Source organism: Streptomyces sp. LX-29, assembly GCF_029541745.1.
Taxonomy (GTDB): Bacteria; Actinomycetota; Actinomycetes; order Streptomycetales; family Streptomycetaceae; genus Streptomyces.
The window spans coordinates 1,924,731-1,937,041 of record NZ_CP089746.1 but is presented as its reverse complement, the minus strand read 5'-3'; the positions used below and the strand labels follow the sequence as shown (position 1 = coordinate 1,937,041).

Below are 12,311 nucleotides of genomic sequence, written 5' to 3'. Positions count from 1 at the left end.
TGCGCTGAGCTGAGGGGCGGGAGGGTGACAGCCCACCCCGGGCCCCGGGGAGCGTCGGCTGGGCTCCTGGGAGCGCCGGCTGTCGGCGCGCAGGCCGCTGGTCCGTGGCGCGGTGGGTGCTTGTCCGTGGTGCGGTGGCGGCTTGCCTCGCGCGGTGGCCGCTCGTCTGTGGTGCGGTGGCGCTGGCGCGCCGGGCGAGCCGGCGGCGGGCCCCGCGCACCCCAGACGACAGGGAAAGAGAGCTGGGCCCCGGAACCGGCGCAGTGGTCCCGGGGCCCGGTCGTGAGGCGTGTCCTCAGACCCGCCGGAGCACCGCGACCACCTTGCCGAGGATGGTCGCCTCATCGCCGGGGATGGGCTGGTAGGCGGCATTGTGCGGGAGCAGCCACACATGCCCGTCTTCCCGCTTGAAGCGCTTCACCGTGGCCTCGCCGTCGAGCATCGCGGCGACGATGTCACCGTTCTCGGCGACGGGCTGACGACGGACGGTCACCCAGTCCCCGTCGCAGATCGCGGCTTCGATCATGGAATCGCCGACGACCTTGAGGACGAACAGCTCGCCGTCGCCGACCAGTTGCCGCGGGAGCGGGAAGACGTCCTCGACCGACTCCTCGGCCAGGATCGGGCCACCGGCGGCGATCCGGCCGACCAGCGGCACATAGGAGGCGGCCGGCTTGCCGGTGGTGTCCGCCGGCTGCGCGGTGGGCTGGTCCGAGCCACGCACCTCGTAGGCGCGGGGGCGGTGCGGGTCCCGACGGAGGAAGCCCTTGCGCTCCAGGGCCATCAGCTGGTGCGCCACCGACGAGGTGCTGGACAGCCCCACGGCCTGGCCGATCTCCCGCATGGACGGTGGGTAGCCACGGCGCTGCACGGAGTCGCGGATCACTTCGATGACCCGCCGCTGTCGATCGGTCAACCCGGAACTGTCGGCCCGGATCCCTGGGGGGCGGCCGGGAAGCGAGCGTGTGGGCTTCGCGCCCTCGGGGTTCGTGGCTTCACTCGTCATCGTGTGCGCGTGTTCGAGTCGACTCTGGGAGCGGTCCTGGGCGGTGATGGTGGCACTGTCTGTGGTGGTGGTCACGTCGTCGGCCCCTCTCGAAATGTTCTCCCTGGTTGGTCAACGGTAGTTGCTTTCGAAAGGTTGCGCCAAACACACGTTCGAGTGAAATCTCGCGGATCGGCTGACGCGATCAAGGGATCGGGTGTATGGGCGGACCGTGGATCCGGGTTCGGAGTGGCAACCAGTGTGGCACTTCTCGGTCACGATTCCCGCTTTGAGGGCCCGCCTCTGCCGCGTTTCGTCGCCTCGCGCCCGCCGTCGGGAGTGCTCCGTCGGGGTGCTTCCCGGTGGCTCTCCGGCCACCGCTCCACCGTCCGCGCGGCGGCAGCCCGTCCGGGGGAGGGGCGCGGCGCGACACCGCCATGCGGCGGACGCCCGATCGCCCCTGCGGCTGACCTCCCCATCTGCCCCGAAGGCAGCCGTCCGGGTGGCTTCGCGTAGTCTCGTCCCCAACGTTCCCCCGCGCGTCCGCGCGGCCGGAGACTCCTCGGCACGTCAGCGCCATGATCGGCGCGGAGAGTGCACCAGGCACCACATCTAGTGGTGTGATTGGGGTCCGCCACCACAGGTTGTGTCCCTGGTACGGAACCCCCTCGGTGGTCGCCTATGCTGGTGGCTACTTCGAGAGGCCCTCACGACGGGCCGGTCGAGGCCGTCAGTCGTACCTGGTCGTACGCCGTTTCCGAGGGTGGAAGAAGGGTGGGGAAACCATGCACTGCCCCTTCTGCAGGCACCCCGACAGCCGAGTCGTCGACAGTCGCACCACCGACGACGGCTGCTCCATTCGCCGGCGTCGCCAGTGCCCGGACTGCTCCCGGCGGTTCACCACCGTGGAGACCGCGTCTCTGATGGTGATCAAGCGGAGCGGGGTCACCGAGCCCTTCAGTCGCACCAAGGTCATCTCCGGGGTGCGCAAGGCGTGCCAGGGGCGCCCCGTCACCGAGGACGCGCTCGCCCTGCTGGGCCAGCGGGTCGAGGAGGCGGTGCGCGCGACCGGTAGCGCCGAGCTGTCCACCCACGACGTGGGGCTCGCGATACTCGGCCCGCTCAAGGAGCTCGACCTCGTCGCGTACCTCCGGTTCGCCTCCGTCTACCAGGCGTTCGACTCGCTGGAGGACTTCGAGGCGGCCGTCGCCGAGCTGCGCCAACAGCAGCCGCTCCGCGCGCCCGCCGAGGGCGGGCCGGACGCCGCCACCGGGCGTGGCGGAGCCGTGCAGGCCTCCGCGCCTGCCGTCGTCGCCGACTGAGCGACGACCACGAACCTGCCCGGGCGCCGCCGTGCGCGTGGGCGACAGAACAGAACACCGTGCCAAGGAAGAATTTGGCACATCAGGGCGTTTTGCCCGTATCAGGGAGGCGGAATGACAGAGACGGCGAGCGGCCCGGCGCGAGGTTCCCGTTCCAAGGGAAGCAAGGCTGCCAAGGGTCTGCGTATCGAGCGCATCCACACCACCCCCGGCGTGCACCCGTACGACGAGGTGGCGTGGGAGTGCCGTGACGTCGTCATGACCAACTGGCGCGACGGCTCGGTCAACTTCGAGCAGCGTGGCGTCGAGTTCCCCGACTTCTGGTCGGTGAACGCGGTCAACATCGTCACGAGCAAGTACTTCCGCGGCGCGGTCGGCACCCCCCAGCGGGAGACCGGCCTCAAGCAGCTCATCGACCGCATCGTGAAGACCTACCGGAAGGCCGGCGAGGACTACAGGTACTTCGCCTCCCCGGCCGACGCGGAGATCTTCGAGCACGAGCTCGCCTACGCCCTCCTGCACCAGATCTTCAGCTTCAACTCGCCGGTGTGGTTCAACGTCGGCACCCCGCAGCCGCAGCAGGTCAGCGCCTGCTTCATCCTCTCCGTCGACGACTCCATGGAGTCGATCCTCGACTGGTACAAGGAAGAGGGGATGATCTTCAAGGGCGGCTCCGGCGCCGGCCTGAACCTCTCCCGCATCCGCTCCTCCAAGGAGCTGCTCTCCTCCGGCGGCAACGCCTCCGGCCCGGTCTCCTTCATGCGTGGCGCCGACGCCTCCGCCGGAACGATCAAGTCCGGCGGAGCCACCCGCCGGGCGGCCAAGATGGTCGTTCTCGACGTCGACCACCCCGACATCGAGGACTTCATCGAGACCAAGGTCAAGGAGGAGGAGAAGATCCGCGCGCTGCGCGACGCGGGCTTCGACATGGACCTGGGCGGCGACGACATCACGTCCGTCCAGTACCAGAACGCCAACAACTCGGTGCGCGTGAACGACGAGTTCATGAAGGCCGTGGAGAACGGCGGCACCTTCGGTCTGCGCGCCCGACTCACCGGCGAGGTCATCGAGGAGGTCGACGCCAAGTCGCTCTTCCGCAAGATGGCCGAGGCCGCCTGGGCCTGCGCCGACCCCGGCATCCAGTACGACGACACCATCAACCGGTGGCACACCTGCCCGGAGTCCGGCCGGATCACCGCGTCGAACCCGTGCAGCGAGTACATGCACCTGGACAACACCTCGTGCAACCTCGCCTCGCTGAACCTGATGAAGTTCCTCAAGGACGACGGCGAGGGCAACCAGTCGTTCGACTCCGAGCGCTTCGCCAAGGTCGTCGAGCTGGTCATCACCGCGATGGACATCTCCATCTGCTTCGCCGACTTCCCCACCCAGAAGATCGGTGAGAACACGCGCGCCTTCCGCCAGCTGGGCATCGGCTACGCCAACCTCGGCGCGCTGCTGATGGCCACCGGCCACGCGTACGACAGCGAGGGCGGCCGCGCCCTGGCCGGCGCCATCACCTCGCTGATGACCGCCACCTCGTACCGGCGCTCCGCCGAGCTGGCCGCCGTCGTCGGCCCGTACGACGGCTACGAGCGGAACGCCGAGCCGCACCAGCGCGTCATGAAGCAGCACGCGGACGCCAACACCACCGCCCAGCGGATGGACGACCTGGACACCGCGATCTGGGCCGCGGCCACCGAGGCCTGGCAGGACGTGCTCCGCCTCGGCGAGAAGAACGGCTTCCGCAACTCCCAGGCGTCCGTGATCGCCCCGACCGGCACCATCGGCCTGGCGATGTCCTGCGACACCACCGGCCTGGAGCCCGACCTCGCCCTGGTCAAGTTCAAGAAGCTGGTCGGCGGCGGCTCGATGCAGATCGTCAACGGCACGGTCCCGCAGGCGCTGCGCCGCCTCGGCTACCAGCCGGAGCAGATCGAGGCGATCGTCGCCCACATCGCCGAGCACGGCAACGTGATCGACGCCCCGGGTCTCAAGGCCGAGCACTACGAGGTCTTCGACTGCGCCATGGGCGAGCGCTCCATCTCCCCGATGGGCCACGTCCGCATGATGGCCGCGATCCAGCCGTGGATCTCCGGCGCGCTCTCCAAGACCGTGAACATGCCGGAGTCCGCCACCGTCGAAGAGGTCGAGGAGATCTACTTCGAGGCGTGGAAGATGGGCGTCAAGGCGCTCGCGATCTACCGCGACAACTGCAAGGTCGGCCAGCCGCTCTCCGCCAAGAAGAAGGACGAGGCGAAGAAGGACGAGAAGGCCGAGCTCGCGGAGAAGACCGAGGAGACGATCCGCGCGGCCGTCGAGAAGGTCGTCGAGTACCGCCCGGTCCGCAAGCGCCTCCCGAAGGGTCGTCCCGGCATCACCACCTCCTTCACGGTCGGCGGCGCCGAGGGCTACATGACGGCCAACTCCTACCCGGACGACGGCCTCGGCGAGGTCTTCCTGAAGATGTCCAAGCAGGGTTCGACCCTCGCGGGCATGATGGACGCCTTCTCGATCGCCGTCTCGGTCGGCCTCCAGTACGGCGTGCCGCTGGAGACCTACGTCTCGAAGTTCACCAACATGCGCTTCGAGCCGGCCGGCATGACCGACGACCCGGACGTGCGGATGGCGCAGTCGATCGTCGACTACATCTTCCGCCGCCTGGCGCTGGACTTCCTGCCCTTCGAGACCCGCTCGGCGCTGGGCATCCACTCCGCGGAGGAGCGCCAGCGCCACCTGGAGACCGGTTCCTACGAGCCGATCGACGAGGACATGGACGTCGAGGGCCTGGCCCAGTCCGCCCCGCGCCAGACGGAGGCGCCGAAGCCCGTCGTCGTCGCCGCCCCGCCGGTCCCCGTCGTCGAGGCCCCGAAGCAGGCGCACACCTCGGCCGAGCTCGTTGAGATGCAGCTGGGCATCAGCGCGGACGCGCCGCTGTGCTTCTCCTGCGGCACCAAGATGCAGCGGGCCGGCAGCTGTTACATCTGCGAGGGCTGCGGCTCGACCAGCGGCTGCAGCTGATGCCGGGCCCGTCCCGCGGGTGACATGACCGTTCAGGGCGGTGGTGCCGTTTCAGGCGCCACCGCCCTTGGCGTTCACGGTCTGGTTGTCGCGCCCGAGGCGACACGGTGAGACGACGCGGTCTGCCGTCCGACGGTGAGCGAGAGGCCCGGGAGCGCGCCGCACTTCACCCCGGGGCGGGGAGTCGAGGGCATCGGCTCCCCGCCCCGGGGTCGTCGCGTGTACGGCTCGGGGCGATCGTGCCAGCCCGCGCCGTAGCGCGCCGGCGCGCGGGCGGTTCTCGTCCCTGGCACGTGATGCACGCCACCTTCGGAGTCGTACGATATTGCGGTGCTGGTCAAGTGGATTCGCTGCACCGTGGTGGACCGTCGAGGGTTCGAGCGCGGGCAGCGGAAGTGGGCGGGGCTGCTCGGCGAACCGGGGTTCCGGGGTCAGGGCGGTGGTTGGAGCTTCCGGCGCCCGGACGTGGCGCACATATTCGGCTTCTGGGAGAGCCGCGCGTTCTACGACTCCTTCATGGCGCGATCACATGATCGTCTGGCTGCGGGCCAGGCGGGGACGTTCAAGAACGCCCAGGTCAGACTGTTCGAGCGCAGGTTTGATGTGAAGGTGGGCTTCCAGCCGCGGTTCAGTGACGCGGATGTGGCCCGGGTCGCCCACTGTCGGGTGCACGAGGACCGGGTGGAGCACTTCACCCATGTGCAGGAGAAGGTGTGGAACCCGGCCATGGCGGGCTCGCCTGGGATGCTGCGCGGGATCTTCGGCGAGGCGCCGGGGAGCGAGTTCCTGGTGTTGTCCATGTGGGACTCGGCCGCCGAGCACGGGAAGTACCGCACGGAGCGGGTCGAGCGGCTCGCGCTGCGCGCGCAGACCGAGACCGATGTGGCGGCGATCGCCGGAGATGTCGTGGCGCTGGAGTCCACCTGGGCGGTCTGACCGCGCGGGACGTACGCCGGCCGACCGACGGCCCGCTCGTGCCCCGGGCGCAGCCCGGCCGGTACCCGGTCGGTACGCGGCCGACTGGGCCGGGCTGAGCGGGGCGCGCGTGGGGCTCGCTCTGCGGCCGGGGCGCGCCGCGCGCCGCTTGCGCGCGCCGGGCGGCGTCCCGGTCATCCCGTCGCACCGCCCGTGGTGCCGCTCGCCGTGTAGGCCCCGGCGCGCACGGCCGCGTGGACGGCCGCCGCGGTCTGGTCGCCGAGGGCCTCGTCGAGCGGTTCGCGGGTGATCAGCGCCCGGAAGAACAGCGGTGCGGAGACGGCCCGGACGACCGCGCCCGCGTCGGTGCCCGCCGGCGCCTCGCCGCGCTCCACCGCGCGCCGGACGACGTCGGCGCAGCGCGCGAAGCGCTCGGCGTAGAAGCCGCGCAGCGCGTCCGCGGCGCGCTCGGACTGGAACGCCGCGGCGATGAACGCGCTGGGAGCGGCGGCGGTCGCGGGGTCGGAGAAGGTGTCGTACACCTCCCGGGCCAGGGCGCGGAGATCGCCTTCGAGGGACCCCGTGTCGGGCGGGATCCAGCTGTCCTCGCCCGCCAGGTCGAGGGCGTCGGCGACCAGCCCCTCCACGCCGCCCCAGCGACGGTAGAGCGTGGTCTTGTGGACGCCGGAGTGCTCGGCGACGTACTCGACGGTCAGGCCGGGATAGCCGTTTTCCGCGAGCCCGGTGAGGACGGCGTCACGGACGGCGGCGCGGGTCCGGGCCGTGCGCCCGCCCGGGCGGACGGTGCCGGGCGGCTGAGGCGCGTTCGGGGCGGGGGTGTCGGTGGGCGCGGGGGCGCTGCCGGGTGTGGCGGCGCCCTGCCGGCGTCCGGCCCGAGAACCGGGGGTGGGGGATTCCGTATTCAAGTGCAACTCCAGTTGCGTTAGCAGGAGAGGTGTGTCACCATCATCGTAACGCCACTCTGGTTGCGTTAGATGGCTGATCGGCCGTCGCCGTCCTGTTTCCGAGCCTCCCGGAGGTCGCCCTTGACTGCTCAGATGTCTACTCAGCTCTCCTTGCGTGGCGTCACCGTGTCCCGCGGCGACCGGCTCCTCCTGGAGGGCGTGTCGTTCTCGGTGCGGCCCGGCGAGCGGATCGGGATCGTGGGTGAGAACGGCGCGGGGAAGTCCACCCTGCTGCGGCTGCTGGCCGGGCTGGAGCGGCCGGACGAGGGGGTGGCGGTGACGGCGGCCGACGGCGGCGTGGGGCATCTCGGCCAGACCCTGGAGCTGTCCCCGGACCACACCGTCGGCGACGCCGTCGACGCGGCCCTCGCCGAGTTGCGGACCATGGAGCGCGGGCTGCGTGAGCTGGAGGAGCGTCTCGACGGCGACGACGCGGCTGTCGCGCTGGCCGAATACGGCGAACTGCTCACCGCGTTCGAGGCGCGCGGCGGCTACGAGGCCGACGCGCGGGTCGACAAGGCCCTGCACGGGCTGGGCCTGGCGCACATCGGTCGCCATCGGCCGCTGGGCGGCCTCTCCGGCGGCGAGCGGGCCCGACTGGGCCTGGCCTGTCTGATCGCCGCGGCGCCGGAGGTCATGCTGCTGGACGAGCCCACCAACCATCTCGACGGCGCTGCGCTGACCTGGTTGGAAGACGCCCTGCGGTCTCACCGGGGCACGGTCCTCGCCGTCTCCCACGATCGTGTCTTCCTGGAGCGGGTCGCCACCGCGATCGTCGAGGTGGACGCCGACCGCCGCACCCTGGTCCGGTACGGCGGGGGGTACGCGGGCTTCGTCGCGGAGAAGGCCGCCGCGCGGCGCCGCTGGGAGCAGGAGTACGACCAGTGGTGCGCCGAGGTCGCCGCCCTGACCGAGAGCGCCGCCACCGCCGCCCAGCGGGTGGCGCCCGGCCGGGCCCGCAAGGACGGCAACAAGATGGCGTACGACCGGGACAAGGGGCGGGTGCAGTCCTCGGTCTCCAGCAGGGTGCGCAACGCCCAGGAGCGGCTGCGCCGACTGAAGGAGGAGCCGGTGCCCCGCCCGCCGGAGCCGTTGCGGTTCGCGGCCCGGCCGGTCGTGGGCACGGCGGGCGGGGTGCTCGTCGGCCTCCACGGGGTGCGGGTGGGCGACCGGCTGACGGTCGACTCCCTGACCGTCGCCGCCGGGGAGCGGCTGCTGGTGCACGGCGCCAACGGCGCGGGGAAGTCCACCCTCCTGCGGCTCATGGCCGGGGTGGTGGCGCCCGACGCGGGCACCGTGGTGCGCCGCGGCCGGATCGGGTACCTGGCTCAGGAGATCCCCGTCACCAGCCCCCGTGAGCGGTTGCTGGCCGCCTTCGGCCGCGGCCTCCCGGGAGCCCCCGAGGAGCAGGCCGAACTCCTGCTGTCCTACGGCCTGTTCCGCCCGCGGGACCTCCATGTGCCGGTGGGTGCGCTGTCCGTGGGCCAGCGCCGCCGGCTGGCGCTGGCCCGGCTGCTGGCCCGCCCGGCGGACCTGCTGCTGCTGGACGAGCCGACGAACCACCTGGCGCTCGACCTGGTGGAGGCCCTGGAGCGGGCCCTGGAAGGGTGGACCGGCGCCCTGGTCGTGGTCTCGCACGACCGCCTGCTGCGCGATCGCTTCACCGGCGGGGTGTGCGAGATACGCGGCGGGAGGCCGGTCACCGGCGCCCGGGATGAGGCGCTGGCCGCAGCCGCGATCTAGGGTGGCTGCATGGCGCGACCCCACCGCATCGTCCTGGTACGGCACGGAGAATCGGAGGGAAATGTCGATGACACGGTGTACGAACGAGTGCCCGACCACGCGCTACGGCTGACGGAGCGGGGCCGGAGGCAGGCACGAGAGGCAGGCGTGCGGCTGCGCGAGCTGTTCGAGGACGAGCCGGTCTCCGCCTATGTGTCGCCGTACCGCCGCACCCACCAGACCTTCCAGTTGCTGCGCCTCGACCCCTCCCGTACCCGGGTGCGAGAGGAGCCCAGACTGCGCGAGCAGGACTGGGGGAACTGGCAGGACCGGGAGGACGTGCAACGGCAGAAGGCGTACCGGGACGCCTACGGCCACTTCTTCTACCGCTTCGCCCAGGGGGAGTCGGGTGCCGACGTCTACGACCGGGTGGGTGCCTTCCTGGAGAGCCTGTGGCGGAGTTTCGAGGACCCGGGACACCCGCCGAACGTCCTGCTGGTCACCCACGGTCTCACCATGCGGCTGTTCTGCATGCGATGGCTGCACTGGACCGTCGCGGAGTTCGAGTGCCTCTCCAACCCGGGAAACGGCGAGATGCGCATGCTGCAGCTCGGTGCCGACGGGCGGTACCGGCTGGACCGTCCCTTCGAGCGCTGGTGCACGCCCGAGCCATATGACCTCACCGGTTAGGGCTTCACCGGGTTAGAGTTCGCAGCGATGAGCGCTGACCGTTTCACCCGCGCCCTCGCCAGTCTGCGGGGGCTCGCCGTGGGGGATGCCCTCGGCTCCCAGTTCTTCGTGCCCGCCAACTACCCGAAACTGTCGCGCCGTGAGCTGCCGCCCACGCCATGGCGTTGGACGGACGATACCGAGATGGCGTGCTCGGTGCTGGCCGTCCTCGCGGCCCACGGTCGGATCGACCAGGACGCACTGGCCCGCTCCTTCGCCGAGCACCACGACTTCGACCGCGGCTACGGCCCGGCGGTGAACCGGATGCTCCGGCTGATCAGGGAGGGCGACGACTGGCGGGAGCTGGCCGCCGGACTCTTCAAGGGGCAGGGCTCGTGGGGCAACGGCGCCGCGATGCGCATCGCGCCCCTCGGCGCCTGGTACGCGGGCGACGCGGAGCAGGCCACACACCAGGCGGAGATCTCCGCCTACACCACCCATCAGCACCGGGAGGCGGTGGCCGGGGCGATGGCGGTCGCGGCCGCCGCGGCGCTGACCGCGGCTCCGGAGGGCGTCGCCGGCCCGGAGGCGCTGTTGGACGAGGTGATCGCCCTGGTGCCGCGCAGCGCCGTGCAGGCCGGGCTGCGTCGCGCCCGGGACATGCTCGACTACGGGGACACGGGCACGGTCGCCGCGGTCCTGGGCTGCGGCCGGCGCACCAGCGCCCATGACACCGTGCCCTTCGCCCTGTGGGCGGCCGCCCGCCACCTCGGCTCGTTCGAGGACGCGTTCTGGACCACCGCCCAGGCGGGCGGCGACGTGGACACCACGTGCGCGATCGTCGGCGGTGTGGTCGCGGCCGGCGAGGCGGGCGCCCCGCCGCTCGCCTGGTGGGAGAGCGTCGAGTCGCTTCCGGACTGGCTCCCGTCGGCGGGGTGATCGGCCGACCGGCGACGGCGACCGGTCACCCGTGACCCGACCCGTGGGGCGCTTCGCCCGCGGCCGGCCTTCCGTGGCGTCAGGGCGGTGATCGTCGGACGGGCCGGAGCGGCCACGCCCCGGCGTCCTCCGCGCGTCGGGGTGGTGATCTCCGTTCTCGGCGTTCGGAGTTCGCCGGAGTCGGTCGTCGGCGAGGCGCGGTCCACCCGGGCGCGTTCCGGCCGCGACGGGGGTGCCCCGCCGTTCCGAAGGACGGCGGCGGCGCGGTGGGCGGCCCCTGCGCCGAGGGCGTCATCACGGCGGCGTAGTGTGGTTCACGTCATGGCCTACGAACCGCCCACTCACACCGTCGAGCGCTCCCTGCGCGCCACCACCGGAGCCCGGATCGTCGTCGGCATCGACGAGGTCGGGCGAGGGGCGTGGGCAGGCCCGGTCACCGTCTGCGCGGCCGTCACCGGCCTGCGTCGGCCGCCCGCCGGGCTCACGGACTCCAAGCTGCTCACACCCAAGCGGCGCACGGAACTCGCCCGCGAACTGGAGAGCTGGGTGACCGCGCACGCGCTCGGGCACGCCTCGCCCCAGGAGATCGACGAGCTGGGCATGACGGCCGCGCTGCGGCTCGCCGCGACGCGCGCCCTCGGCGGGCTGCCGGTGCGCCCCGACGCGGTGATCCTCGACGGCAAGCACGACTACCTCGGGGCGCCCTGGCGGGTGCGCACCGTCATCAAGGGCGACCGCAGCTGTGTCGTGGTGGCCGCGGCCTCGGTGATCGCCAAGGTCTACCGAGACGCGATGATGGTCGAACTCGGAGTCGAGCATTCCGACTTCTGCTTCGCTGACAACGCCGGTTACCCTTCGCCGGTACACCGCGCAGCCTTGGAGGAGCTCGGGCCCACTCCGCATCACCGCCTGTCCTGGGCCTACCTGGACGCCCTGCCGCGTTGGCGGCACCTCAAGCGGGGCCGCAGCGCCCCTGAAACCGCTGCGATGGAAGCCGTTGGCCAATTGGGTTTCGACTTCTGAGCGGAGAATTCCGCCACCCGCCGATGCGACTCGCACCGGCGTTTGATAAATATCAGATCATGCCTCTCTTCCCCGAGGAGCCTCAGATTCACGAGAGTGTCCCGGGTCCCCGCGCGACGCCGGCCGCTGGCCGCACCGTGCCGACCCCCCGTCCCGTCCCCGGTCCCGGACCCCGGCCCGTTCCGCGGCGCCCCGGCACCCCGGGCCCGAACCGCGGTCCGGCCGCGCCCCCGTCGCAGCGCGCCGCGGGCGACGCCGCGAAGCCCGCACCGCCCGCCAAGGCCCCGTCCACTCCGCAGATCCAGCTGATCCCCGCCTCGGTGCAGGGCGCGCTGGACGCCGCGGACGAGGCCGTCGACCTGTTGCTGGACTCCGGCCGCGCACCGAGCGACATCCTGGTGCTCACCACCGGTGACCAGCACCCCTGGGCCGCGCACGAGCTGTCGTTCGGCGAGGACTCGTACTGGGCGCAGCACGACGCCGGTGACGACGTCTTCTACGCCGACATCGAGGCCTCGCGCGCCCAGTCCCGCCCGGTGGTGGTCGTCGCCGTCAACGGTGGTGCCGACGCCTCCGTCGCCCGCGCCCTGCCCGGGGCGATGGCCCGTGCCAAGGTGCTGCTGATCGTCTGCGGGGACCCGCAGCGGATCAACAGCCTCATGACCGCGGGCGTCTGACCCCGGCGGCAGGGTCTCACCACCCGTGTGACGGTCCGGGTCCGGACCGCGCCCCCGGTAGCCGGCGCGCCCG

Annotated in this window: 10 protein-coding genes; 8 read left to right on the top strand and 2 right to left on the bottom strand. The window is 71.8% G+C overall.

The genetic code is table 11. The features are described 5' to 3' along the window. Nucleotides 1-295: 295 nt before the first annotated feature. Complete coding sequence (lexA, locus tag LRS74_RS08285) at nucleotides 296-1,081, bottom strand: transcriptional repressor LexA (RefSeq protein WP_144381977.1); 786 nt, start codon at nucleotides 1,079-1,081, stop codon at nucleotides 296-298. 689 nt (nucleotides 1,082-1,770) lie between these two features. Between lexA and nrdR the strand changes: the two genes are divergently transcribed. The 3 genes from nrdR (at nucleotide 1,771) to LRS74_RS08270 (ending at nucleotide 6,264) form a co-directional block, all read left to right on the top strand. Next, nucleotides 1,771-2,307 carry a transcriptional regulator NrdR gene (gene nrdR, locus LRS74_RS08280; RefSeq protein ID WP_277740399.1) on the top strand — a complete coding sequence of 179 codons (537 nt, stop codon included), beginning with the start codon at nucleotides 1,771-1,773 and terminating at the stop codon, nucleotides 2,305-2,307. A gap of 114 nt (nucleotides 2,308-2,421) precedes the next feature. Then, complete coding sequence (locus tag LRS74_RS08275; RefSeq protein WP_277740398.1) at nucleotides 2,422-5,328, top strand: vitamin B12-dependent ribonucleotide reductase; 2,907 nt, start codon at nucleotides 2,422-2,424, stop codon at nucleotides 5,326-5,328. A 330-nt stretch (nucleotides 5,329-5,658) separates the two neighbouring features. Then, entirely contained in the window at nucleotides 5,659-6,264 is a 606-nt protein-coding gene (locus tag LRS74_RS08270) for a YdbC family protein (protein WP_277740397.1), read from the top strand. A gap of 173 nt (nucleotides 6,265-6,437) precedes the next feature. Here the strand turns inward: LRS74_RS08270 and LRS74_RS08265 are convergent, their stop codons facing one another. Then, nucleotides 6,438-7,169, bottom strand: a complete 732-nt coding sequence (locus tag LRS74_RS08265; protein ID WP_277740396.1) for a TetR/AcrR family transcriptional regulator — start codon at nucleotides 7,167-7,169, stop codon at nucleotides 6,438-6,440. Nucleotides 7,170-7,301: 132 nt separating this feature from the next. Between LRS74_RS08265 and abc-f the strand changes: the two genes are divergently transcribed. From abc-f to LRS74_RS08240, 5 genes are all read left to right on the top strand, one after another. Continuing rightward, nucleotides 7,302-8,951 (top strand): ribosomal protection-like ABC-F family protein, encoded by a 1,650-nt coding sequence (gene abc-f / locus LRS74_RS08260; RefSeq protein WP_277740395.1) that lies wholly within the window; start codon nucleotides 7,302-7,304, stop codon nucleotides 8,949-8,951. A 9-nt stretch (nucleotides 8,952-8,960) separates the two neighbouring features. After that, on the top strand, nucleotides 8,961-9,620 hold the full coding sequence (locus tag LRS74_RS08255) for a histidine phosphatase family protein (RefSeq protein ID WP_277740394.1): 660 nt from the start codon (nucleotides 8,961-8,963) through the stop codon (nucleotides 9,618-9,620). A 27-nt stretch (nucleotides 9,621-9,647) separates the two neighbouring features. Then, nucleotides 9,648-10,538, top strand: a complete 891-nt coding sequence (locus tag LRS74_RS08250; protein WP_277740393.1) for an ADP-ribosylglycohydrolase family protein — start codon at nucleotides 9,648-9,650, stop codon at nucleotides 10,536-10,538. 321 nt (nucleotides 10,539-10,859) lie between these two features. Then, nucleotides 10,860-11,561, top strand: a complete 702-nt coding sequence (locus tag LRS74_RS08245) for a ribonuclease HII (RefSeq protein ID WP_277740392.1) — start codon at nucleotides 10,860-10,862, stop codon at nucleotides 11,559-11,561. 59 nt (nucleotides 11,562-11,620) lie between these two features. Then, complete coding sequence (locus LRS74_RS08240; RefSeq protein WP_277740391.1) at nucleotides 11,621-12,238, top strand: hypothetical protein; 618 nt, start codon at nucleotides 11,621-11,623, stop codon at nucleotides 12,236-12,238. Nucleotides 12,239-12,311: the final 73 nt, after the last annotated feature.

Coding starts and splice junctions, on each gene's coding strand:
- LRS74_RS08255 (WP_277740394.1), top strand. CDS start 8,961: ATGGCGCGACCCCACCGCATCGTCCTGGTACGGCACGGAGAATCGGAG.
- LRS74_RS08245 (WP_277740392.1), top strand. CDS start 10,860: ATGGCCTACGAACCGCCCACTCACACCGTCGAGCGCTCCCTGCGCGCC.
- LRS74_RS08240 (WP_277740391.1), top strand. CDS start 11,621: ATGCCTCTCTTCCCCGAGGAGCCTCAGATTCACGAGAGTGTCCCGGGT.
- abc-f (WP_277740395.1), top strand. CDS start 7,302: ATGTCTACTCAGCTCTCCTTGCGTGGCGTCACCGTGTCCCGCGGCGAC.
- LRS74_RS08250 (WP_277740393.1), top strand. CDS start 9,648: ATGAGCGCTGACCGTTTCACCCGCGCCCTCGCCAGTCTGCGGGGGCTC.
- nrdR (WP_277740399.1), top strand. CDS start 1,771: ATGCACTGCCCCTTCTGCAGGCACCCCGACAGCCGAGTCGTCGACAGT.
- LRS74_RS08275 (WP_277740398.1), top strand. CDS start 2,422: ATGACAGAGACGGCGAGCGGCCCGGCGCGAGGTTCCCGTTCCAAGGGA.